We start from the raw sequence: 23,811 nt of genomic DNA on the forward strand, positions 1-23,811 counted from the left end.
TTTTAAAATTTCTTCGTAGCATTTTAAATTTTCAATCTTATGAAAGACATTATTGTACAACCAGCCACAGGCAAACTAGGAATTTTAATGCCAGGGATGGGAGCTGTTGCGACTACCTTTGTTGCAGGAGTTCTTGCGAGTCGCAAGGGGATAGCTCAGCCAACAGGTTCGCTTACACAAACAGCTAACATCCGTTTAGGAAAACGCACAGAAAATAGAAATCCCAAAATTAAAGATTTTGTGCCTTTAGCTAATTTAGATGATTTAGTATTTGGAGGATGGGATGTTTATGCCGACAGTATGTACGATGCTGCTGTAAATGCAGGAGTATTGGAAAGAGGTTTAATCGAACAAGTGAAAGATGAACTTGAATTGATTAGACCAATGAAAGCTGTTTTTGATAAGCGTTATGTGAAAAACCTTGACGGTACTAACGTAAAAACTGGCGCTACCAAACAAGATTTAGTCGATGCTTTGATTGAAGATATTGATAATTTCAAAATTGCGAATGACTGCGAACGCCTTGTAATGGTTTGGTGTGGTTCAACTGAAATTTATCATGAAGCTAAAGAAGTACACGCATCTTTAGAAAACTTCGAAGCTGGTCTTTTAAACAACGACCCAGATATTGCTCCTTCAATGATGTATGCTTATGCAGCGTTGAAATCAAATGTTCCTTTCGCAATGGGTGCTCCTAACTTATGTTTGGATATTCCTGCTTTAGAAGAATTAGCAAAAATTACTGAAACGCCAATTGCTGGTAAAGACTTTAAAACTGGACAAACTTTGATGAAAACCATCGTTGCGCCAGGTCTAAGAGCTCGTGCTTTAGGTGTTAGAGGTTGGTTCTCTACAAACATCTTAGGTAACAGAGATGGTTTAGTATTGGATGCTCCTGAAAACTTCAAAACGAAAGAAGTATCAAAAGGAAACGTATTAGACGGAATTTTAGATGCTAGAATCAATCCTGAACTTTATGGCGATATTCATCACAAAGTAAGAATTGAATATTATCCACCACTTGGTGATAACAAAGAAGGTTGGGATAATATCGACATCTTTGGATGGTTGGGTTACCAAATGCAAATCAAAATCAACTTCTTATGTCGTGACTCTATCTTAGCAGCTCCGATTGTACTTGATTTAGCTTTGTTTATGGACCTTGCTAAAAGATCTCAATTCTCAGGTATTCAAGAATGGTTATCATTCTACTGGAAAGCTCCACAAACACTACCAGAATTAGAACCAATCCACGATATTTTCAAGCAATTGGAAAAATTAGAAAACACCCTTCGTTATATCATGGGCGAAGAGTTAATCACTAATCTTGGTATGGATTACTACGAAGATGTTGATGCAGAAGTAGAACTCTAATTTCAGACTCAATAAAAGATGGCTCTTGCTTTTAAAATCTCAAGAGCCATTTTTCTATCATGTTGAATTTTCATAAAATCTTTGCTTCCGCTCTCGGTTTAGGATTTATCCCAAAAGGTTCGGGAACTTTTGGAGCATTGTTGGCTTGTGCTTTGATTGCAGGCATTTTTGGATTGGTGAACGATGTCTTTTATTACCATTCAATCTTAATCCTGTTAACAATCGTATTTACTTTGGTTGGAAGGTGGTCGTCTGCTGTGATGGAAAGCCATTGGGGCGAAGACTCCTCTAAAATAGTAATCGACGAAGTAGCTGGAATGTGTTTAAGTATTTGCTTTATTCCATTTTCATGGCAAAATCTACTATTAGCATTTATCTTATTCAGATTCTTTGATATTTATAAACCATTCAATATTCGAAGTTTTGAAAAATATGAGAATGGATGGGGCGTAATGTTAGACGATGTAATGGCAGGAATTTGGGCAAATGGATGTTTGCAGCTCATCATCTTTTTCCTTTAAACCATGTCAGACTTCTTTAAACCTTTTTTCCGCTTTGTTCCAGTTTCAGGGCTGGCAACTTTTGTAGATTTTGGTGCATCTTATTTAGTGTTCAACTATTTAAGTTTTTCAAATGTTTGGGCTACAGTATTTGGCAATTTTTTAGGTGGAATCGTAGGTTTTATTTTGTCGAGATTTTGGGTTTTTCAAGATTCAAAAACGGAGAAAAGTCGTTGGCAATTAATAAAATATATACTTGTTTCAGCCGGGAATTCATTGATGAATACTCTCGGTGTTTTAGGCCTTAGTAAAGTTATAACAGCAGATTATCTAATCATAAGAGCATTGGTAGGAACGTTCGTATTCGTAGTATATAGTTATGGATTGAACAGATGGTTCGTGTTTAATGCAAGAAATCATGAAAAAATATCTATTTAATAAAATAACAAATCAGAACATTAGTAATACTTTACGAATGGTATGTTATTTATTCATTAGCGTCGTTGCGATGACGCCCGTTTTTGGACAACAAACGAAAGTAAAGGGTAAAATCATTGACAGCAAAACCAATGAAGCCATTCCCTTTGTAAATATTATTGTATTGGGTACAAAGCAAGGAATCCAAACGGATATTAATGGTAACTATACCATGGATATTCAAGATGGACAAGCTACTAAAATCCAATATTCTTCTATCGGCTATAAAACAGAAGTAAAAACTTTCAAAAGAGATATTAGCCAAACTATCTCTATCAAACTTATTCCTCAATCTCAAAACTTATCTGAAGTAACGGTAAAAGCCAAAAAAGATAAGTATCGTAATAAAGACAATCCTGCGGTGGTTTTAATTAGAAAGGTAATTGCCCATCGTGATGAAAACCGCAAAGAAGGAATGGCTTTTTATCAATACGAGAAATACGAGAAGATTCAATTAAACCTAAATAACATTGATGAAGATTATAAGAAGAAGAAAGCCTTCAAAAACTTTCAATTTATCTTCGATAATCTTGATACTTCAAAAACAACAGGAAATGTTTCTTTACCACTTTATTTAAAAGAAACCGTTGCCGATGTGTATTTCAGAAAAAATCCACAAGAAGAGAAAGTATATATTAAAGGAGAAAAGAAAATTGGTTTAGACCAATACATTGATAACAACGGTATTGCCTCATACATCAACCGTTTGTACGAAGATATCAATATTTATGATAGCAATATCAGTTTATTGACCAACCAGTTTATTAGCCCAATTTCTAATTTATCACCTACTTTTTATCGTTTTGTAATTTTGGATACACTTCAATTCCAAAACATGAAATGTGTGAATTTAGGTTTTTCACCAAGAAATCCTACCGACTTTGCTTTTGTTGGAAATATGTATATTTCTTTGGATTCTAATTTTTCGGTTAGAAAAGTAAAATTAGGCGTGCCAAGAAGTATCAACCTGAACTTCGTGAACGAGCTTTTGGTGGAACAAGAATTTGCTCCAGTAGAAGACAATAAATTGATGCTCACTAAAGATGAGATTTCAATAGATTTTGGATTTAGCAAAAAAGAAAACAAAAGAGGGATTCTAGGAAAACGGTCGGTTTCGTATCAAAACTATGTTTTAAACAAACCGATTGAAAACAGTATTTTCAAGCCAATTCAAAAGAATATCTTGATGGATATGGCTTTAGACCAAGGCGATGATTTCTGGGCAAATGCAAGGCATCAAGGCCTGAACAATGTTGAACAAGGCATTTATAAAATGGCAGATAGTATTCAGCAAGTACCTGCTTTTAAAAGATTGATGACTGTGGCAGGTTTAGTGCTGTTTGGTTATAAAGATTTTGGTGATTTTGAAATTGGTCCAGCTAACGCATTTTATAGTTTCAACCCCGTTGAAGGCTTCCGTTTGCGTTTCGGTGGTAGAACGATGGCAAAATTGAATCCAAAATTATACTTGGAAACTTATGCCGCTTATGGTTTTAAAGACGAACGTTGGAAGGGTTATATAGGAGCAACCTATAATTTAGGAAAGAATTCTATTTATGAATTTCCAAACCATTATATAAGAGCGTCATATCAAGAAGAAGTAAGAATTCCAGGTCAGGAATTACAGTTTATTCAGGAAGATAACGTGTTACTTTCTTTCAAAAGAGGTGTAAACGATAAAATGACTTATAATAAGATTTTCCGTTTAGATTATCGTCATGAATCAAGAAATGGTATCAGTTATGAATTAGGCTATAAAAACTTAACGCAAGAAGCCGCAGGTTCTTTGAAATTTGAAAGATACAATACTTCGAATACTTCGCCAGATACGCAATTGTATAACGAGAAAGATTTAACAAGTTCTGAAGTATCGGTCAATTTAAAGTTTGCTCCGAACGAGCAATTCTATCAAGGTAAAAACTATAGAATTCCGATTATCAACAAGTATCCGATTTTCCAATTACGCTATAGTTTAGGCATTGCTAATTTCTTGAAAGGCGATTATAATTATCATAATGTTACTTTCAGAGCCAACAAACGTTTCTTTGTTTCGCCCATTGGTTATACAGATATTACGGCAGAAGGAGGAAAGATTTTTGGAACAGTACCTTATCCATTATTGATGATTCACCGTGCTAACCAATCGTATTCTTATCAGTTAGAATCTTATAACTTGATGAATTTCTTGGAATTTGCTTCTGATAAATATGCAGCGATTTTTGTAGATCATTACTTCAATGGTTTTATTTTCAATAAATTACCTTTAATCAAAAAACTAAAGCTTAGAGAAGTAATTACTTTCAAAGGGCTTTGGGGTGGAATAAGTGCCAATAATTTACCAGAGAATAATTTAAGTTTGTATCGTTTTCCACAAGCGGCAGATGGTACTATCTTAACGAATTCATTGGCGAATGGGCCTTATATGGAAGCTAGTGTTGGCGTATCTAATATATTCAAAATCTTTAGAATAGACTTAGTGAAACGTCTTTCATATTTAGATAATCCTAATGTATCTGAATATGGTATTCGTGGTAGATTTAAGTTTGATTTTTAATGCTAACAAAAATAATCTCATAAAGCTATGTACACATTAAAATCTGCGGGACAACAAGTAATTTATCAAATTATTAATCCCTTTATAAAACTATTAATTGCGTTAAAAGTAACTCCCAATATTGTTACAACAGTTGGTTTAGTATTGAATATTGCAGCGGCGGGTATTTTTGTATATGCTGCTGAAGCATCTTTCAGAGGCGACTTTAGTTATATCGGTTGGGGCGGAGCGATGATTTTATTCGCAGGAGTATTTGATATGATTGATGGAAGGCTGGCTCGTGTGGGTAATATGTCGAGTAAATTTGGGGCTTTCTATGATTCAGTATTAGATAGATACAGCGAAATGTTTATGTTTCTTGGAATCTGTTATTACCTGATTTCTCATCATTACTTATTCAGTTCGTTTTTCGCATTTTTGGCTTTGATTGGTTCTTCAATGGTAAGTTATACACGTTCAAGAGCCGAAGGTTTAGGTGTGAAATGTGATATAGGTTGGATGCAACGTCCTGAAAGAATTGTCATCATTGGTGGCTCTGCATTACTATGTGGCATTTTAGCACCAATCATTGGAAATGACTTTAGAATAGAAGGTTTTTCACCACGTATTCCTTGGTTTGAAACCATTTCAATCTTTACAATTCCATTAACCTTGGTAGCAATTTTATCAAATTATACTGCTTTACAAAGAATAGAACATACCAAAAAGGCTTTGGAGGAAAATGGAAAATAGACGATTGCTATATTATTTTATACTTGGCTTAATATTCACTTTATCAACAAGCTTTTCTCCAAGTAATTATCCAAAAGTTCCTGATTCGCCTGTAAGGTTATTTTATATCCAAAGAAGTGCTAATACAAATACCATTGTGTATGATGCGAATTTATTGCCTAATGGAGATTTTGACAAAGAAAATCCTGTGAGCGTATATTGGTTGCGTTATCAAGAACAAGGACAAAAAAAAGAACTTACTTGGATTCAGAATTTCCTTGCCTACGGTATCAGTGCTAGAGAAACTAATAAAGAAAATGACTTTGAAGCTTGGATAGTTTCTTATAAAAAAAAGAAATTGAAAATTGGTTTTGACAAACACAAAAAGCCTTTTGCACAATTAGAAATAAACAATAAACAAGCAAAACTGAGCCATGTTTTTGTAAAAACTGAAGGAAGTAACCTTCGTCCTAAAGTACTTTATGTAGAAGTATTTGGCAAAGACTTGAGTACTGGAGATGATATTTATGAAAAAATTAAGCCTTAATCGTTTTTGGGCAATAGAAGAGAATCACAATTTTTTAAGGTTTACCAAGCAAAATATTGTCCTAGCTTTATCCATTTCGGTTATATACTTTATTTGGTTTAGTCAGGTAGTGCCGTATCGCCCTGAACATTCAACACTTTACTTTTTAATCCTTACTTTATTTTATGTAAATGGGGTAACTCGTAGCTTTTTGAAAGCGATGTTACCTTTTATTATCTTCTGGATACTGTATGATTCTCTGAGAATTATTCCCAATTATGTTGTTAATCCTGTGCATATTAGGCAACCTTATGAGATAGAGAAGTATTTATTCGGAGTAAATGACAATGGTGTAAGACTTACGCTGAATGAGTATTTTACAAAACATCATACGCCCTTTTTAGATTTACTTTCGGGTCTATTTTATATCAATTGGGTACCAGTACCTTTTTTATTTGGCATTTATGCTTTTTGGAAAGACAAAGCCCTTATTTATAGTTTCACTTACTGTTTCCTTTTTGTCAATCTAATCGGATTCGTGGTTTATTATACTTATCCTGCCGCTCCGCCTTGGTATGTTGCCGAATATGGTTTTATAGAGCATTTTAACATCATGGGAAATGTAGGAAATCTAAAACATTTTGATGCGCTCGTGGGCGCACCAATCTTCAAAGGAATTTATGAGAAGAATGCCAATGTTTTTGCCGCCATGCCTTCATTGCATTCTGCTTATCCTTTGATTGTTTTATACTTTGCAGCCAAAAAAAGAGTAGGATATTTTATCGTTTTCTTCGTTATTTTTTGTGTAGGCATTTGGTGTTCGGCAGTATATTCCAATCATCATTATGTAATTGATGTATTAGCGGGTATGACTTGCGCTGTTCTTGGAATAGTGTTATTTAACCTTTTTGTTAGAAAACCCATGATTAAGTATATACTACCTTTGTAGTTTTATATAAGGTAGAAGTAAGAAGAATAACCTCATCCCCCAACCCCTTCTCCTGTAGAGAAGGGGAGCCGTTGGAGAGAATTTATCATTAATAATCAGATACTTATAAACTTGTGTATAACTTGTGGCTCCTTCTTTAGAGAAGGAGCTTTTTTTGCGCCAAAAACTCCCCTCTCAACAGGAGAGGGGCAGGGGGCGAGGTTTCAAAACAAAGAAAATCCACTTCCACCTTCCAACAATAAGGCTAACAAACAATAAATTGCTAAATTTTAAAAGTGAATAATTGTATTATTCTAATAAAATGAGCCAGTTATGAATAAAATATATAATAATTCCGTTATGTTTGTGTTGTAGAACTAAAATTAAATTCATTACAAACATGGAAACTTTAGGTTATTTCGCTGGTATATTAACTACCATCGCCTTTGTGCCACAAGTAATACAGATTTATAAAACTAAATCTGCAAAAGACATCTCTTTAGCAATGTTTCTTTTGTTTACTGTGGGCGTTACTTTTTGGTTAGTATATGGAATTAGTACAAATGCTGTTCCAGTAATTGCTGCCAATGCTATTACCTTAATGCTATCTTTATTAATTCTGTTTTTTAAATACAAATACAGAAAAGCAATGTAAAAAACCTTTAAACGACCTTCTAAGAAAGGTTTTTAAAGGTTTTTTTTGATTATCCTTTCTCTGCAATAGACGCTGCGATTGTCTCAATAAATCTTTGTCCTAATGCTTTCACATCGGATAAAGTATCTTTATCAATTATCTCTCCTTCTTGACTAACCTTTGTTCTGATAAATTGTATCAACAAATGCAATTGTTCAATATTTTTTGCCTCAATTACCCTCAATACTTCTAAAAGTGCCTGATGCCCAATTGTTCCATCAGTTGATGCAGTGATTAAAGCCGTAGGTTTTCCTGAAAATTCGCCTGAACCCACCGTCCAATCAATAGCATTTTTTAAACTGCCCGGAATTCCATGTGCGTATTCTGGTGTACAAATAATAACGCCATCTGCTTTGCTAATTTGACTTCTAAAATCAGTAACAATACTAGCAATATTTTCTGTTTTAGTATCTGGATTAAAATGAGGAAGCTTATCAATACCATCAAATGTGTTAACAATCAGCGAATCAGAGAATAAACTTGCGAAAGCGTTGATAAGACGATGATTAGAGGAATTACTTCGGGTACTACCAGAAATGGCTAAAATGTTTTGTTTAATTTTCATCAGATTAAATGCTTTTTAGACACTGTAAATATTGTTAATAAGCTGTCGTTATAGCCTGATAACAAATTTTAAAGCAATTAATCTCTGAATTTCAATCCTTTTAATACTTTATTGACGGTCTCTGCCATACGTTCAATCTTTGTCTCTTCTTTTTTAGCACCTAATATCCAATCAATATAGGCTTTTTGTTCACTTTCTGTATATGTCAAAAAGTTTTTTAAAGCTTGAGGTTCATCTTCCAAACAAAGCATTAATTCTTTAGGAATTTCTAGTGCATCATTGTCGGCAAAGAGTTTTACATGTACCCAATCGCCGTCTTTTTTACCTATCTTTTTACGAATTTCAGCCCTAACAGGCAAGAAAAGCATCCCATTGCCCATAGGCATTAAGCGATAATTTTTCAATTCGAAATCATCAATAAAGCCTTTAACCTTTACCCAACCAAAATGTGCATGTTTATCCTGTAAAATCTCAGGAATAACTGCATAAGTCCATCCACCTTTTCCGGGGAACTTCTCAAGTAAATATTTTTTATCAATTAAAGGCTTTTCCAAGATGCTTGATGTTTAATAAAATTGAACAACTAAAGCTATTAATGAATGTAGCAAAAAACAAATTCAGCAAGGTGAAATAATTTATAGAGAAAAGAACAAAACAAAGCCTATTAATGATAAAGCAAGAGCGGGAAATAATCTTGCAAAGCCCGCTAATGATAAAGCAAGGGTGAGAAATAATCTTGTGAAGCCCGCTAATGATGAAGCAAGGGCGGGAAATAATCTTGTGAAGCCCGCTAATGATGAAGCAAGGGCGGGAAATAATCTTGTGAAGCCCGCTAATGATGAAGCAAGAGCGGGAAGTAATTTTGTGAAGCCCGCTAATGATGAAGCAAGAGCGGGAAATAATATTGTGAAGCCCACTAATGATGAAGCAAAGGCAAGAGAGAATTCTGTGAAGCTCACTAATGATGAAGCAAAGGCAAAAGAGAATCTTGTGAAGCTTGCTAATGATAAAGCAAGAGTGGGAAATAACCTTGTGAAGCTTGCTAATGATGGAGCAAAGGCAAAAGAGAATCATGTGAGGCTTGCTAATGATGAAGCAAAGACGGGAAAATATTTTGTAAAGCACTCAAATATTTTTGAAATCATGGGAAAATATTTTGTGAAGTACGCTAATGATAGAGCAAAGACAGGAAAGAGTTTTGTAAAGCACTCAAATATTTTTGTAAAAAGCTCAGGTACTTATAAAATAGTACCTAAAGGAATTGAAAAAATAGCTAATAAAAATTGATTTAGCTATAGGTTGATTGGCGTTAAAGTAATGGGAAAAAAGATGATAAGATTAATATATAGTAAAATGTCTCAATTAAGCCAGTAAACTAAAGTAATGTAACAAGAAAATAAACCATATCAGTTCAAGTTTTAAACACGTTGTAAGCTTAACTTAAATAGAATAATTTCTTTTGAAGCTGGAATTAGAAAAGAATAAATTATGAATTTGAATCAGTAAAATGACTTGATATTTATATCAACGAATACTAAAGTTTTAACTTTTCTAAAATCAAAATTGCTAATTGGTGTGATATACGGGTTTTGCCATTTTCAATTCTTGACAATTTATAAGATGAAATCCCGACTATGTATGCGAGATAAGCTTGTTTCCATCCTTTTTTTATTCTTAGTTCTTTGATAAGAGTTCCGTTTAGAGCTGGAAATGTTGTTAGTGTGTCATTTTCTACACTGAGGTTGTACATTTTAATATTCATAGGTAACATAGATAGACTTTGCAAACAGTTTTTATGCAAGTATATTTCATAGAAGAAAATACCATAGAGTTAAATAAGTTGAGCGTTAAATTAGTAGTATTTACGTAGAAAAAAAAGCTTTTTATTATAAATCACTTGCACTTTTTGCAAGTGATTTATAAGAGTATTTCCGTAAAATATATAATTATATTGTGTAGTTTCGACACGTAAATTTAATACGTCTAAACAGAAATCATTTAAATATGGAAAAAACTACATTTACTAATCAATTTTTTTTTAAGCCTTGTTCTGAAATATTTACACCATTAGTAAAGAGAATTATATTGTTTTCTCTTTGTTGGATTGGAAGTATATGTCTGACCTTTTCACAAGCAAATAACTCAGTTAAACTACTGACAAAACAAAAAGTTATTTTAGATACTTTTTCTATAGCTACCAATAAACCATTATCTAGTTTAAGAACACAGGTTTATATTGACTATCAGAAACCTAACTCAAAGAAGTTCTGGAAAAACCTTGCTCTTTTTTCAGGAACGCTAGTATTACAATCACAATTGAATAAAACGAACCTATACAAAGAGCCAACAGTTCCTTTACTTACACAAAATAATCAGAACGTACTTCTACCAAGTATTTCGTTGGGGCTATTACCTAGTCTATGGAAAAATAGACCAAGAAAAATACCAAAACTAAATCTTAAAGTTGTCCATAAAAGCAGTGATGGCAATATCCTTAATGTTTGGGAAAAACCATTAACAAGTAAAGCAAAAGAAGGTGCTGAACTACTGGATTTAAGTATTGATTATTCCATTCGTTTAGGTAAAATTGAAATAAGTTTAGAAAATTATTCCGATAGAAAAGTTTATTTTTGGGGCAATGCAACTAATATTATTACTAAATCTGTAATAGAAGAAACTCCAATAGAGGAAATTGCACCTTACAAACTAAAAAGAGTTAGTCGATATCCTGGCAAATTAATTGAAAGTGTTGTTGATGAGAAAATTGTAGTACTACAGAAGACTAATAAAGAAGTAAAGGGTTCAAGTAGTTTTTTAGATTTTACAAGCACTTTATCTCCACAAACATTTGATGTAACAAATGTAAAGCCAAAGCAAAAACCTGTTTACAGTAGTGCTACTACTACTGCTAAAGAATCGGATTGTAAAGCATTAGAGGGGCAAGTATGGGATGGTACAAAATGTGTTTTTAATCCTGACGTTTTTTGTAAAGCGAATTTTGGAGATGATTTTTCATATAATTCATCAACTGGAGCCTGTGATTTTAACGACCCTTATGCTAATGAATCATGTCCAAGTGGAGAAACCTATCAAGCTGGGGTAGGAGATGGGTGTCCTATTTCCGAGTGTGAAGATAGTGGCGGAGAATGGGAAAATAATGCTTGTAACAATCCTTCTTTGGACTGTGTAAATGGAGGAGGTTCTTGGCAAGAACCAAATTGTCTATGCTCTTCTGGACTAATTTGGGATGATGATGTAAAAGAATGTATTATTGATGTCGAAGTAGGTGTAAATCAATGCCCTTCTGGACTAATTTGGGATGATTTAATGAATATATGTGTTATTGATGAAGATATAGTAGTAGGTGGACAAAATTGTTTAATTCAAGGGAAAGTGTGGGATGAAGCTACACAAAGTTGTATTACACCTTCAACTGGATGCCCTTATGGTTATTATGATGATGGTTGGGGTAGTTGTATTTTTGATTATGAGCCAATACCACCAACTGGTACACTTCCTCCGGTAACGCCGCCTTCCTTACCACCTGTACAGTATGGGACAAGGACGTATTATAATCCTGAAACACGTGCAAATTATTATTCATCAGAAAAAAAGTGTGAAGGTATTCAAGATATTTGGAACAACGCAGTTTCAAATAATAAAGAAGTTTTGGCATTTTTACTCTCCGATGGTACTTTGGTAACTTTGCCATATAATACAAGTACAAACATATCAGCTGTTGTACCACCAGCTTCTTATAATGGTGAAACTGCAGGGACTTATTTCAATGGGGTAGATAGTTTTGTGCAAATTGTAGCAACTATTCATACTCATAATGAATGCATAAATGACCATTCAGATGGTGTATCTGGGCTATCTAATGATGATGTTAGTGTTTTTCAGACTTTTTTACAATTTAGTCCTCCGATCAAGCATTATGTAATGGGATGTGGTGTAGTTGGAGAAACAGATATTAATGGAAGCATCAGTAATAAACAATGGGGTACTCCTTCTCAAACTTGCTGGAATATTAAATAAACATAATTTATGAAAAAATACCTTATTATATTCTTACTACTCGTGTTTTGTATTACGAAAAGCAAAGCACAAACAGATTCATTGCCAGATTTACCCCAGTTGGTTGTAAAAGATACTACTATGATTGCCTTCATCAAAAGCTCAATCAAGTATTTCAAAAAAGAGGATAAGTATTGGAAAGAGTATTATTATATAGAGATTGATTTAAGCCCTTGGGAGTTTCATCCTAAAAATAGTTTAATCACATTGGCTTATGCAACTTATGGAATAGCACCTTCGGGTGCATATCATTCTCAATCTTTTGAGAGAGACAAAGCTGATGTTATTGGCTATACATTTATTGATGATATACCTGTTTTATTTAAAAGAAAAACTGCAAGAATCGCAGGCTTTAGAGGAGACTTGTTCCAATTCTCCTCTAAAAGCTTAAAGCAATTATCCGATATTTTAAAAAGAAAAGATACAAGAGACTCCAATAAGAAAGGAGATATGATTGAGGGTGTATATACCATAGGTAATTTTTTATACTTAACTGAAGATAGAAAAATAAAATACGAACATTGATGTCGTGTTAAGTAGAATTTATGGGAAGTTTCTGCCGTTGTTCGTGTCTAACGAACAACTAATAGAAACACAAATCGTAGAATTGTTTGTGAAGACACAAACAATGGCAATATGATGGGAATTAAAAAAGTTCTAATTCTAATTTTACTAACTACATATACTGTATTTGGGCAGAATACTCAGCTAGATACCCTCAGACAATTTCAAGGACATTGGGTTTTTAAGATGGCAATTAATCCAGATTTTACAGAAGAGGAGTTAGCAAAAACTTATCCTGAAAAAGGACATAAAATTCATATACAAGGAACTAGAGTTTATGGAAACTTTATGGGAATGTATGAAAACCTTAACCTCAACCTAGCTACATTGGAAAGTAATGGCGATAAATGCTTTGTGTGTAATTTGGATAAAAAAGATTCTATTGCTTTGCAAAAATCAGGAGTGTATCCTCAGCCTTGGATGGGGATTTATCAATTTCGTTCACCAAGACTACCCTTGCCTTACCTTTCTCTTCAGCTTTTGTTAACACAAAAATATTTGAAGGTTGGAATTGACCAAACAATTTTTTTATTGGAACGAGATAAAGCAGAGTATCTTTTTTGTAAAGAGGATAATGTCAATTTGAGTATTACACCTAATGTGCCTTCATTTAATTCGATAAAAAAGAATGAGGAGTTAGAGGTGTTATTTCGATGGAAAGAGTGGGTGAAAGTTCGCTATTGGGGAAAAGCATTATTAGAAGGTTGGGTTAAAGCTGAACAGCTTACAAAATAAAAGTGCTGAACCAACTTTTTGGAACATCTTTCAAAAAAACATTATTCTCTGCCATTGTTCGTGTCTCACGAACAACTCAAAGGAATGCCGTCAAATTGTTTGTGAAGACACAAACAATGGCAAGAGGAATTCAACTGTTTATTTTTGTGCTACAATTTTTATATGATATTCAATGGAGTCTGACATCGTTTGATTGGCTAAATTATCATAGAATTTTGCTGATTTGTATCGGACATCCCATTTTGTTCTATCAATAACCAGCTTGGCATTTGCTTTGACAATCCCGTCCTTAACCTCTATTTGAGCTGGAAAAGTAACAGAATGTGTGATACCTTTAATCGTTAGGTTCCCTGTAATATTTTTATTCTCATCATTTATTGATGCAACTTTGGTTATTGCAATTGTAGAAAAGGGAAATTTTATAACTTCAAAAAAATCAGGGTCTTTTAAGTGATTAACAAGGTTATTATCAGTCCCATGATTTTTATCTTCAATAGTATTCATGTCAACTTCAATTATACCACCCATAAGTTGACCGTTTTCAATCATCAATTCTCCTTTTGATATATAGATGTACCCTGTTTGAGTGTTTAAACCATTTAGAGAAGAACCTTTCCATGTAACAACACTTTCCTTTGTATCTATCATAAAATATTTTTCATTTCCAACATGTAAGGATAAGGAACTCGCCGAGGCATTATTTTTATTTCCATCTTTTTCATTTCCACAACCGATGAATAAAGGAGCAATAATTAAAATTAAGTAAGTGATTGATAGCTTGTTGTTCATAAACAGGAATAATATTGATTAATAATAAGAAGAAAAAACTTATAAGGGTTTTCTGCCATTGTTCGTGTTTCACTAATAAAAAAGTGATAATGAATTAATGAAAATATATCAGAGAAACGCAAGTCGTCGAATTGTTTGTGGAGACACAAACAATGGCAAGACAACAGGAACAATGACAAGAGAGGTTTATACAAAAAAACTTACTTTTTAAAAACCATGTCTAATTTAATTGGTATTTCATCAGCGATTAGATGGTCTTTCGCACTTGAAAAAATATTAGAGGCAAACAGACTTGGGGCTTTATAGGTGATTCCAAAGCTAGAACGTAAGAAAAATAAACTTGCTTTAGCTGTAATGCTCTCTTTATTGTTATCAATAAAAGCTGTGAAAGCAATTTGATTAGTAATTCCCCTTATATTCAAATTACCTTGCACTGCATATTTATTAGGTTCAGCCGTTTTATTGATTTTGGTAATGATAAAAGTAGCCTGAGGGTGTTTTTGAACAGCAAAGAAATCATCTCCTTTTAAATGCGATTCTAAATTGTTGTCTCCTTTCTCCTTTGGATTTCGCTCACGCTCATTACTTTTAATTGTTTTCATATCTATCACAAAGCTACCTCCTTGTATTTTACCATCTTTCCCCATTGTGATGTTGCCCGAAGCAAATTTTAAAGTACCTTCATGTCCACCGTATTCAAATGCAGGTGTTCCTTTCCAAAAAACCTGACTTTCGGAAACTGATAAATCAAATTTCTGTTGCGTAAATCCAGATAAATAACTCAATAGTAATGATAATGTAATAAGCTTTTTCATGATAAATAAGGTTTAGAGAAGGAATTGTTTGGTTATTGTATATTCAGCAGATTTTCATTTTGAGGTAAAGTATATAGATTTGAACTCGTTAATAAAACAGAGGTGTCTTTCTTTTTACAGGTAACGGGTACATTATTAATATCAATTTTAGGAAAGATTTCATTAAACGAAAGCAACTTTTGTTCTGAAGGTTGGTCTTTGATAGCAATACGGTAAGGCATAACTAAACAAAGGGGATCTTTCGTTTCTTTTTTTGTTGATTTAACACCAGTGGTTTTTACAACTCCTTTGTTTTTTGATGATGGTTTACAACATTTCTTTTTGTTAAATTTTTCAATCATTGTTTTACTGTTAAACAGTACAGCTGAATAATTACTAGATGGAATTTGTGCCATTAAAGAGTAAGAAAATAGCACAAGCGAAAGGATGAGTGTTTTTCTCATGTTGATAATTGTTTATGTTTTAATTAACTAAGACAAACCTATCAAATTGAAAAGCATTGGTAGTAAATGAAATGTAAAAAAGTGTAAAAGCTATGTAAAAACCGTTACTAATAGCTATTTATCGTTTAAATTGCTAATGTTTATGAAATCAAGATTATACATATTGCCATTGTTGCTGATGATAGGCTGTTTTTTCTTCATTGCAACGAATCGGAAAAAAGGAGATGATTATGCTGAAAAGCATCTGACAGTGGTGCTTAGAGACATAGGACATCAGTTATTACTTCATGCAAAAGACTCTAGTTCTAGAGTTTTGCCCATCAAGCAAATTAATGAGAATACTTTTGAAATCGCTTTTCAAAGTAAATTTACTTTTGTGTCAGATACTTTGATCGCATTGGTGCATAGGCGTTTGAAATCGACCAATTTGCCTACTGAATATATCGTTAATGTGATTGATTGTGGGAATAAAGAATTGATTTTTGCTTATGAAGTAAGTAAAAAGACCGATAGTATTTTACCATGTTTGGGAAGACAACAAGATGTAGGCTGTTACTTGATTCAAATTGAATTTTTAAGAGCAGAAACTTTGGCATTCAGTAATTATTTACTCTTGCTGATTCCTTTAGGACTAATAGGTTTTATACTGAAAAGTAATTTTGTAAAAGATAAAAGAGTAGCAGAAAAAGACGTTGTACCAGAAGAAATAGATTATATCGCAATCGGTCAATATGCTTTTTATCCTGAAAAGAATAGCTTGAAGTATGGAACTGAAAACATAGAATTGTCTGAACGAGAAGCCAAATTACTAAGCATTTTTGCGGTAAACCTAAATCAATTAATTGAAAGAGAAAGACTTTTAAAAGAAGTTTGGGAAGATGAAGGTGTTTTTGTAATCAGTAGAAATCTGGATGTATTGGTATCGAAACTGAGAAAAAAACTCCAAAAGGATGAATTGGTAAAAATCACCAATCTGCATGGGAAAGGATATAAATTGGAGGTTTTGGAGGATGAGGTTTAAGAATAAAGAAATGAATTTTTATAGAGAACATCATGATGTATCGGCAACCTTTACGGTTGCCGTTTTTTGTTGGTTATATCATGAAATACGCTAACCGCAAGGATTTATCGCTACTTGTTTTGTTGTTTTTTGAATGTAATAGAATTTGTTAAACCTTTATCATTTTCTATTAGCTGGCGAATTAATTCGCCAGCTAATAGAAAAATACTGATTTAGGAAGCTAGTGTAGAAACAACATTTTACAATTGCCACAAACAAAAAACGGCAACCATAAAGGTCACCGTTATCTTATTATAATGTGTTAGAAATACTCTAGGCGAATTTAGAAAAACGTAAGTTTGATGCTTACTGATAATTCCAATTAATGTCTTTGATGTGTTATTCAGTATAAGCCTCAATAATATTCATTAATAATTGATTAATTAGCCGTAGGCTTTTTAACCTTCAATTCATCGGGAGCATCTTTGGTATAAGTCTTAAATTGTGATTTGTAGTTTTTATCAAAAAGGGCTTTGATTTCTTTGATGTCAACCGAACTAGGAGGATTGAATTGCGGAGAATTCATATAAGTTTTTAGACTATACAATAACTGACGAGCCACAAAACGTTTGTCAGGTTCTGAACTGAGGTCAGCGCTAGAAATAATCAGTTTGCCTTTTCCAACTTTCGCTTCTAAGATTAAACCCAATTTACGATTCAAGAACCAAGTATCAATGGGCTGAACAATAGGACGGAAGCCCGCAGGGAAACTATCCAACAACATTACTTGCGAACGGTTTGTAATTTCCCACCATTGTAAATTACTGTGGTATTCTGTTGGGAAGTTTTGGAAAGCAGGATGAGTAGGCTCGCAAAGAAAACCCAAAGTATGCGGAGGACGCATTTTGAACCAAGAAGTATTCCAGAAAACAGGTTGGAAATAATTCACAACTTCTTTCCCTTTTTCGATTTTACCAGCCGCTTCTAAGAATACTTTTCCACCATTTTGTAAAACCTCTTCTGCTTTGGCATCAAGCTCTTTACAGAAGTAAATTTCATCGGTATTGATCGTCGGAAGTTTTTCTGGATATACCCAAAACTCCCAATTATTCATAAAAGCAGTATCATCAATCCGTACTTCAAAAACCAGTTTCTGTGCTTTTTGAATAGCATTTAAAGCAAAAGATACTTTTCCGATATTAAAATTATTACCGATTGGAATATTGGTTTTATCAAATTTACCTTTCGCCAATACTTGTTTGTTTTCATCCAGAATTTGCCATGAAGCCAAGGCATTATTCAACACATCTTTGCCAAAATGATACATTTCAACATTTGCTTCGAAGCTCTCAGAGTTTTTGTACACAAATTTTGGAATCCGTGCTAGAGGAACAGTAGTGTTACAGAATTGAGCAAATTCAGCTTGTGAAATATATCCTTTTTCTTCCCAGAAAGAATCCAGAATGCCAACCAAAGCTGTTCCCTGACCAGAGTAATCGTTCAAACCAAGCATTTGAATTCCTGCTGAAATGGGCGTGCGAAATGCCATTTCAATTTCAGTTTTATAACTCAAAGCCTGTAGTTTTCCAGTAGCTAGAAAGAATTTTTCACCCAATTCTCCCATGTCTTTATCTTTCAAATCTTCTTGGAAAAGTTCATAATTCTTGGCTTTGTAAACGCCAGTATATTTACTGATTTCCTTGAAATTTGGAAAAACACACCATTGACCTAATTCATGGGTTAGATATGGTACTTTAAAATCTTTTACTTTATCGGCAAAGTCCTCAGTACTGCTTGGAAGTTTATTCCAAGGCAAACCTCTTGGACCAGATTTAATCATGTATTCATTGGATGGGACTAAAGGCCAACTCATTGCTACTGATGCGCCAGTATATTTACGACGAGGGTCTTTAGTCTTCCAATAGTTTATGAATTTGGTTAGGTAATCTACTTGTTTGCCTCCTCTTGGTTCATTTCCATAAGCCAACATACAAAAAGAAGCATAATTTCCGTAAGCTTTTGCCATACGGTTGGTTTCATCCATAATAAACTGGTCGATAGGATGCCCATCACCTAAAGATGAACCATGATTCGCCCAACTTGGGCCTTCTGGTTGTAGATATATTCCCACTAAATCTGCGGCAATAAAAGCTGCCTCTGGCGGACAATACGAATGAAAACGGAAATGGTTTAAACCATAAGCTTTCGCTTTTCTAAAAACTTTTTCCCAAGACGCTACGTCCATCGGAGCATAACCAGTTAATGGAAATTGGCAGTTTTCAACTGTTCCTCTTAAAAATATAGGGCGACCATTAATTTCAAAACGAGTACCTTTTATGGCAAAATCTCGCATTCCAAACTGTACTTTCCTAGCAGATTGTACTTGTTTTTTAACAATGATTTCGGCAGATAGATGGTACAAGGCAGGGGAAAATTCATCCCAAGTTTGGAAGTCATCGCCCATCGGATAATCAATGGTGATACTTTTTTCTTGTCCATCTATCTGGAAATCAGATAAAATTAATTTTGGAGAGTGAGCTTTAATGCTGTTAAAACTTTTTGCAGAAAGCTTAATTTGTCCTTCAACAGGCTTTTGCAAAGAATTTTTTAATACGATTTTTACCTTCGCTAAATGATTTGCCAAATCTGGATAAATCTGAATATCATCAAACCAGATTTTACCTTCGGCTTCTAGTTCTATTTTGCCAACAATACCGTTCCAGTTTCCTTGTGTGTGGTCGGTTAAACTATGTGAATCTTTCCCAACATTGATAGCCTTGATGCGATTATCAACACGAATTGAAATGGTATGCTTTCCTGTGGATAATTTATCCGTTAAATCAAAGGTTTGTGCAACGCACATTGAGTTTTCTAAACCAATTTCTTCATTATCTATCCATACTCTTGTTTCTGTGTGCGGTCTTTCTAAAGTAAGAACAATGCGTTTGTTTGACCAATTTTTAGGAACATCTATTGCTTTCTGGTACCATGCAGCGCCTACATAATACTTTGCGGGCGTTAACCAAAAAGGGAATTTTAAATTTTCAGGAGTACGATACTTCGCTAAATGTGGATTGAAGTACCAAGAACTATCGTAAATACTGCCAGTCCACTGTGTATGAATTGTTACAGGACTTCCTTTGCCATTTTCTAGCATCGAACCCGGTAATTTGATGGTTTCAGAAAATTTACTATTAAACCATTTATTTTTTACGCCAACGTCTGCTGAATCAATTTTGAATTGCCAATTTCCTGCTAAAGAGATTTTTTGAGCATTGATTGTATTGCCAAACAACAAGCATAAAATAAATAAGTAATTTTTAATCATAAGCTTTTAAACGTTTTTTGGCAGTAAGACTTTGCTCTTTTCGGATTAAGAAACCCTGCCGAACTTATCCTCAGCAGGGCTTAGTCTTTACACCAAAAAATCTATTTTTATAATGTTGATATTAATTATTCCAATGCAAACAAGGTATCGGAACTTTTAAGTTTATGAATGAGTATTTTCTCTTATAAAGAAAATTTTGAGAGTGACAATTTGTGAATATTCTTATAATTCGAAAATAATTTTCTGAAAAAATATTTATTTTCTTTTGCAAATATAAACTGTATAAATTTGATAACAAATATTGATTATCAAAGAAATTATACTATCCTGTGCCTTCCTGTTATAGCCTTTTAGCTATATTGCTGGTGTTTTATGTTGATTTTTTTGGTGTTTTTTGAATTGTATTTTTCTAATAAATCAAAAAAATGAAAATTGTTTTTTTGATTTACTTTTTTGAAAATTTTGTATTAGAAAAGTGCAAGGATTTTTTATGTCATCGTTATCGGGAACGTTGCCATAAAAAATCAAATATTGTATTTCCATGAAAATTCTCTTAAGAGGAAGTGCTATGCTTTTTACAGAAGAGAAATGCTTAGCTGTATTTTACCGGTATCATTCATAAAGTGGTTTTCTTCAACAGCTTGAAAAATAATTTCAATAATTTTTCAGTCAATTCTCGAAAAACTGGTAAAAACAATTTTTTCATTCAGAAAAGCACTTTTTAAAAAGTTATATAATTTCAAAAAATACTACCAAACGCATGACATCACAGGACGCCTCAGGTAAGTACTTAATTTTTCTTTGCAATAAATAACAAACCATATTTGATGAAACAGCATAAATCAACGAAAGCTTTTCAGACGCTTTTACTTTTATCAATTTCTTGTTCTTTGAGTTTCGGACAAGCAAAATGGAAGCCTATTACACAGCAATCCAAACCGTGGTCACGTTGGTGGTGGGAAGGTAACTCAGTAAATCCCAAAGATTTAACTTACAATATGGAAACCTACCAAAAAGCAGGTTTGGGAGGTTTAGAAATTACGCCAATCTATGGTGTGAAAGGTCAAGAAGCGAATTTTATAGATTTTCTTTCGCCAAAATGGGTAGAAATGTTCAAGCATACTTTGAATGAAGGTACTCGTTTAGGTTTGGGTATCGACCTTGCCAATGCTTCGGGCTGGCCTTTTGGCGGGCGTTGGGTAACACCAGAAGACGCCTGCAAAAACGTGAATTTCAAAACTTACCAGTTGAAAGAAGGAGAAAAACTTTCAGAAGTAATTTCTTTCCAGCAAAGTCCATTGTTGCGATATGTTTTGCCAAAAAAGACAGATATTTCAGCCTTGGAATATCCAGTTTCGAAGAATGAGAATCTCCAAGAATTGGCAATCGACCAAATTAAATATGAAAAACCTTTGCCTCTACAAACGCTCATGGCGTATTCTGACAAAGGAGAAGTAATCAATCTGACAGACAAAGTAAGTGCGATGGGACAATTGAATTGGGAAGCTCCCAAAGGTAATTGGACATTATATGCCATCTTCCAAGGTTGGCATGGCAAAATGGTAGAACGTGCTGGACCCGGTGGAGAAGGTGATGTAATCGACCATTTTTCAGAAAAAGCGATTCAGAATTACTTAAAAGAATTTGATAAAGCTTTTGCAAAAACGGATGTTTCAAGCATGCGTGCTTTTTTTAATGATTCTTACGAAGTAGATGATGCTCGTGGTCAGTCGGACTGGACGGAAGATTTGTTCAAAGAATTTCAGCAAAGAAGAGGTTATGATTTAAGAAATTATTTGCCAAATCTTTTTAGCAAAGAAAATACAGATTTAAACCACAGAGTATTATTCGATTATAGAACTACGATTGGCGATTTGATTCTAGAAAAATATACAGGAGAATGGGCAAAATGGGCGCATGGTCGTGGTAAAATTGTAAGAAACCAAGCGCACGGTTCGCCAGCGAATACTTTAGATTTATACGGATTGGTGGATATTCCAGAAATTGAAGGGACAGATTTATTGAGAATTAAATTTGCTTCTTCGGCATCCAATGTTTTGGGTAAAAAATTAACTTCCTCGGAATCAGCTACTTGGGAAAACGAGCATTTCCTTTCTTCTTTAAGTGATGTTAAAAAAGCGCTAGACTTATTTTTAGTCGGTGGCGTTAACCATATTTTTTATCACGGAATAAATTACTCTCCTAAAAACGAGGCTTTTCCAGGGTGGTTATTTTATGCAGCGGTGCATTTTACGCCACATAATCCTTTCTGGAAAAACTTTTCGACCTTGAATAATTACGTGGCTCGGACGCAAACCTTCTTGCAAGACAGTAAACCGAATAACGATGTTTTGTTGTACTTCCCAATTACTGACCGACTCACAGAACCTTCTCACAAAGGTTTATTAGAACATTTTGATGGAGTAACGCCAGAATTTAACGGAACTGATTTTAAAGAAGTTGCGCAGAAAATGATTGACCGTGGTTATGGTTTTGATTTTATTTCAGATAAACAAATTGCGAATCTGAAAACACAACATCAGCAAATTATTACGGGTGGTGTTGCCTACAAAACAGTATTGCTTGCGGAAAGCGAGCAAGTACCTTTAGAGACTTTAGAGAAATTAGTACAATTAGCAAAAGCTGGAGCAACGATTATTGTGCATCATAAATTACCTGCTGATGTACCAGGTTTAGGGAATTTGGATGAACGAAGAGCAAAATTTAAGGCACTTTTGGCTCAATTGAATTTTGTAAAAGTGAATGCTAAAGTAAATCAGGCGAAAGTTGGAGAAGGTTCTTTCTTGTTAGGAGAAGATTTGGAAGAAATGATGATTTACGCTAAAATCTATCGTGAAACCATGACGGATAAAGGTTTACAATTTGTTAGAAAAACCTCTGCAAAAGGTAATTATTACTTTATCAATAATAAATCTGATAAGGCATTTGAAGGCTGGGTGAAATTGGAAGTAGAAGCGAAATCTGCGGCTTTTTACAATCCAATGACAGAAGTTTTGGGAATGGCAAAAGTGAAAAACAATGAAGTATATCTGCAATTGTCTGTAGGGGAATCGTGCATTATCGAAACATTTAAAACAGTAGAAAAAGGTGCAACTTATCCTTATTGGAAAGCAAGTAAAGAAGCCGAAGAATTAAAAGGTACTTGGAAAATTTCTTTTATTGACGGCGGACCAACTTTACCAAAAGCACTTGAAACCAAAGATTTAGGTTCGTGGACAAATGCAGGAAATGCTTATCAAGATTTTTCTGGAACGGCATTATATCAATTGAATTTTGCAAAACCCAAAACTAATGCACAAGGCTATTGGTTAGATTTAGGTAAAGTTGCGGAAAGTGCATCGGTGACATTGAACGGAAAATATTTGGCTACTTTATTAGGACCAACATTCAAAGTTTTTGTACCCAATACTTTATTGAAAGCACAAAATGATTTAGCGATAAAAGTCTCTAATTCAATGGCAAACAGAGTAATTGCTTTAGAAAAAGAAGGCACTGTTTGGCAGAAATTTTATAATATCAACGTCTCGGCAAGACTGAAACAAAACTTAGGAAAAGAGGGCTATTTTACAACTAAAAACTGGACTCCGAAAGAATCAGGGTTATTAGAAAAAGTAACTTTAACACCTGTAGAGGTTTTGAAATAGAAGCTTGAAAATGGAGAGACGTTGAATGAATAGGGAATTTTCAACCATTTTATTCATACATAAATA

General features: G+C 33.8%; 21 protein-coding genes. 14 read left to right on the forward strand and 7 right to left on the reverse strand.

Features of this window, described 5'->3' with window-relative positions:
* Window positions 1-39: 39 nt before the first annotated feature.
* From VB798_RS00875 to VB798_RS00910, 8 genes are all read left to right on the forward strand, one after another.
* Window positions 40-1,374: an inositol-3-phosphate synthase gene (locus VB798_RS00875; RefSeq protein ID WP_323254974.1), complete on the forward strand. Its 1,335-nt coding sequence runs from the start codon at window positions 40-42 to the stop codon at window positions 1,372-1,374.
* Window positions 1,375-1,433: 59 nt separating this feature from the next.
* Complete coding sequence (locus tag VB798_RS00880) at window positions 1,434-1,895, forward strand: phosphatidylglycerophosphatase A family protein (RefSeq protein WP_323254977.1); 462 nt, start codon at window positions 1,434-1,436, stop codon at window positions 1,893-1,895.
* Window positions 1,896-1,898: 3 nt separating this feature from the next.
* A complete protein-coding gene (locus VB798_RS00885; protein WP_323254979.1) occupies window positions 1,899-2,312 on the forward strand; it encodes a GtrA family protein in 414 nt (137 codons plus the stop codon).
* A complete protein-coding gene (locus VB798_RS00890; protein WP_323254981.1) occupies window positions 2,293-4,905 on the forward strand; it encodes a DUF5686 and carboxypeptidase-like regulatory domain-containing protein in 2,613 nt (870 codons plus the stop codon). The genes VB798_RS00885 and VB798_RS00890 overlap by 20 nt, the downstream gene beginning before the upstream one ends.
* 27 nt (window positions 4,906-4,932) lie before the next feature.
* A complete protein-coding gene (locus VB798_RS00895; protein ID WP_323254983.1) occupies window positions 4,933-5,637 on the forward strand; it encodes a CDP-alcohol phosphatidyltransferase family protein in 705 nt (234 codons plus the stop codon).
* Entirely contained in the window at window positions 5,627-6,163 is a 537-nt protein-coding gene (locus VB798_RS00900) for a DUF4833 domain-containing protein (protein WP_323254985.1), read from the forward strand. The genes VB798_RS00895 and VB798_RS00900 overlap by 11 nt, the downstream gene beginning before the upstream one ends.
* A complete protein-coding gene (locus tag VB798_RS00905; protein ID WP_323254987.1) occupies window positions 6,144-7,091 on the forward strand; it encodes a phosphatase PAP2 family protein in 948 nt (315 codons plus the stop codon). The genes VB798_RS00900 and VB798_RS00905 overlap by 20 nt, the downstream gene beginning before the upstream one ends.
* A gap of 379 nt (window positions 7,092-7,470) precedes the next feature.
* Window positions 7,471-7,725 (forward strand): SemiSWEET transporter, encoded by a 255-nt coding sequence (locus VB798_RS00910; RefSeq protein WP_323254989.1) that lies wholly within the window; start codon window positions 7,471-7,473, stop codon window positions 7,723-7,725.
* Between the two features lie 49 nt (window positions 7,726-7,774).
* On the opposite strand, the gene VB798_RS00915 is transcribed toward VB798_RS00910, so the two are convergent.
* Complete coding sequence (locus tag VB798_RS00915) at window positions 7,775-8,329, reverse strand: NADPH-dependent FMN reductase (RefSeq protein WP_323254991.1); 555 nt, start codon at window positions 8,327-8,329, stop codon at window positions 7,775-7,777.
* 77 nt (window positions 8,330-8,406) lie between these two features.
* Window positions 8,407-8,883 (reverse strand): YdeI/OmpD-associated family protein, encoded by a 477-nt coding sequence (locus VB798_RS00920; RefSeq protein WP_323254993.1) that lies wholly within the window; start codon window positions 8,881-8,883, stop codon window positions 8,407-8,409.
* Window positions 8,884-9,052: 169 nt separating this feature from the next.
* Here VB798_RS00920 and VB798_RS00925 point away from each other — a divergent pair, with 169 nt between their 5' ends.
* A complete protein-coding gene (locus VB798_RS00925) occupies window positions 9,053-9,616 on the forward strand; it encodes a hypothetical protein (protein ID WP_323254995.1) in 564 nt (187 codons plus the stop codon).
* Window positions 9,617-9,863: 247 nt separating this feature from the next.
* On the opposite strand, the gene VB798_RS24345 is transcribed toward VB798_RS00925, so the two are convergent.
* Entirely contained in the window at window positions 9,864-10,100 is a 237-nt protein-coding gene (locus tag VB798_RS24345) for a helix-turn-helix domain-containing protein (RefSeq protein WP_407654132.1), read from the reverse strand.
* 233 nt (window positions 10,101-10,333) lie between these two features.
* On the opposite strand from VB798_RS24345, the gene VB798_RS00930 reads away from it, so the two are divergent.
* The 3 genes from VB798_RS00930 to VB798_RS00940 all read left to right on the forward strand — a co-directional run bounded on the left by VB798_RS00930 (window position 10,334) and on the right by VB798_RS00940 (window position 13,705).
* Window positions 10,334-12,367 (forward strand): hypothetical protein, encoded by a 2,034-nt coding sequence (locus VB798_RS00930; protein ID WP_323254997.1) that lies wholly within the window; start codon window positions 10,334-10,336, stop codon window positions 12,365-12,367.
* Window positions 12,368-12,376: 9 nt separating this feature from the next.
* Window positions 12,377-12,931, forward strand: a complete 555-nt coding sequence (locus VB798_RS00935) for a hypothetical protein (protein WP_323254999.1) — start codon at window positions 12,377-12,379, stop codon at window positions 12,929-12,931.
* Window positions 12,932-13,042: 111 nt separating this feature from the next.
* Entirely contained in the window at window positions 13,043-13,705 is a 663-nt protein-coding gene (locus VB798_RS00940) for an SH3 domain-containing protein (RefSeq protein WP_323255002.1), read from the forward strand.
* A gap of 138 nt (window positions 13,706-13,843) precedes the next feature.
* On the opposite strand, the gene VB798_RS00945 is transcribed toward VB798_RS00940, so the two are convergent.
* The 3 genes from VB798_RS00945 to VB798_RS00955 all read right to left on the reverse strand — a co-directional run bounded on the left by VB798_RS00945 (window position 13,844) and on the right by VB798_RS00955 (window position 15,752).
* Window positions 13,844-14,494 carry a YceI family protein gene (locus VB798_RS00945; protein ID WP_323255004.1) on the reverse strand — a complete coding sequence of 217 codons (651 nt, stop codon included), beginning with the start codon at window positions 14,492-14,494 and terminating at the stop codon, window positions 13,844-13,846.
* 200 nt (window positions 14,495-14,694) lie between these two features.
* The gene (locus VB798_RS00950; RefSeq protein WP_323255006.1) at window positions 14,695-15,309 is read right to left on the reverse strand and encodes a YceI family protein; all 615 of its coding nucleotides are present in this window, start codon (window positions 15,307-15,309) and stop codon (window positions 14,695-14,697) included.
* Window positions 15,310-15,341: 32 nt separating this feature from the next.
* Window positions 15,342-15,752: a hypothetical protein gene (locus tag VB798_RS00955; RefSeq protein WP_323255008.1), complete on the reverse strand. Its 411-nt coding sequence runs from the start codon at window positions 15,750-15,752 to the stop codon at window positions 15,342-15,344.
* A gap of 142 nt (window positions 15,753-15,894) precedes the next feature.
* Between VB798_RS00955 and VB798_RS00960 the strand changes: the two genes are divergently transcribed.
* Window positions 15,895-16,773, forward strand: coding sequence for a helix-turn-helix domain-containing protein (locus tag VB798_RS00960; RefSeq protein ID WP_323255010.1), 879 nt, complete (start codon window positions 15,895-15,897; stop codon window positions 16,771-16,773).
* A gap of 418 nt (window positions 16,774-17,191) precedes the next feature.
* Here VB798_RS00960 and VB798_RS00965 read toward each other — a convergent pair whose 3' ends face one another.
* Entirely contained in the window at window positions 17,192-20,080 is a 2,889-nt protein-coding gene (locus tag VB798_RS00965) for an exo-beta-1,4-galactosidase (RefSeq protein WP_323255012.1), read from the reverse strand.
* Between the two features lie 827 nt (window positions 20,081-20,907).
* Between VB798_RS00965 and VB798_RS00970 the strand changes: the two genes are divergently transcribed.
* Window positions 20,908-23,745 carry a glycosyl hydrolase gene (locus tag VB798_RS00970; protein ID WP_323255014.1) on the forward strand — a complete coding sequence of 946 codons (2,838 nt, stop codon included), beginning with the start codon at window positions 20,908-20,910 and terminating at the stop codon, window positions 23,743-23,745.
* Window positions 23,746-23,811 lie beyond the last annotated feature (66 nt).

This window comes from Arcicella lustrica (assembly GCF_034930985.1).
Taxonomy (GTDB): Bacteria; Bacteroidota; Bacteroidia; order Cytophagales; family Spirosomataceae; genus Arcicella; species Arcicella lustrica.

Coding starts and splice junctions, on each gene's coding strand:
- VB798_RS00875 (WP_323254974.1), top strand. CDS start 40: ATGAAAGACATTATTGTACAACCAGCCACAGGCAAACTAGGAATTTTA.
- VB798_RS00880 (WP_323254977.1), top strand. CDS start 1,434: ATGTTGAATTTTCATAAAATCTTTGCTTCCGCTCTCGGTTTAGGATTT.
- VB798_RS00885 (WP_323254979.1), top strand. CDS start 1,899: ATGTCAGACTTCTTTAAACCTTTTTTCCGCTTTGTTCCAGTTTCAGGG.
- VB798_RS00890 (WP_323254981.1), top strand. CDS start 2,293: ATGAAAAAATATCTATTTAATAAAATAACAAATCAGAACATTAGTAAT.
- VB798_RS00895 (WP_323254983.1), top strand. CDS start 4,933: ATGTACACATTAAAATCTGCGGGACAACAAGTAATTTATCAAATTATT.
- VB798_RS00900 (WP_323254985.1), top strand. CDS start 5,627: ATGGAAAATAGACGATTGCTATATTATTTTATACTTGGCTTAATATTC.
- VB798_RS00905 (WP_323254987.1), top strand. CDS start 6,144: ATGAAAAAATTAAGCCTTAATCGTTTTTGGGCAATAGAAGAGAATCAC.
- VB798_RS00910 (WP_323254989.1), top strand. CDS start 7,471: ATGGAAACTTTAGGTTATTTCGCTGGTATATTAACTACCATCGCCTTT.
- VB798_RS00915 (WP_323254991.1), bottom strand. CDS start 8,329: ATGAAAATTAAACAAAACATTTTAGCCATTTCTGGTAGTACCCGAAGT.
- VB798_RS24345 (WP_407654132.1), bottom strand. CDS start 10,100: ATGTTACCTATGAATATTAAAATGTACAACCTCAGTGTAGAAAATGAC.
- VB798_RS00930 (WP_323254997.1), top strand. CDS start 10,334: ATGGAAAAAACTACATTTACTAATCAATTTTTTTTTAAGCCTTGTTCT.
- VB798_RS00935 (WP_323254999.1), top strand. CDS start 12,377: ATGAAAAAATACCTTATTATATTCTTACTACTCGTGTTTTGTATTACG.
- VB798_RS00940 (WP_323255002.1), top strand. CDS start 13,043: ATGATGGGAATTAAAAAAGTTCTAATTCTAATTTTACTAACTACATAT.
- VB798_RS00945 (WP_323255004.1), bottom strand. CDS start 14,494: ATGAACAACAAGCTATCAATCACTTACTTAATTTTAATTATTGCTCCT.
- VB798_RS00950 (WP_323255006.1), bottom strand. CDS start 15,309: ATGAAAAAGCTTATTACATTATCATTACTATTGAGTTATTTATCTGGA.
- VB798_RS00955 (WP_323255008.1), bottom strand. CDS start 15,752: ATGAGAAAAACACTCATCCTTTCGCTTGTGCTATTTTCTTACTCTTTA.
- VB798_RS00960 (WP_323255010.1), top strand. CDS start 15,895: ATGAAATCAAGATTATACATATTGCCATTGTTGCTGATGATAGGCTGT.
- VB798_RS00965 (WP_323255012.1), bottom strand. CDS start 20,080: ATGATTAAAAATTACTTATTTATTTTATGCTTGTTGTTTGGCAATACA.
- VB798_RS00970 (WP_323255014.1), top strand. CDS start 20,908: ATGAAACAGCATAAATCAACGAAAGCTTTTCAGACGCTTTTACTTTTA.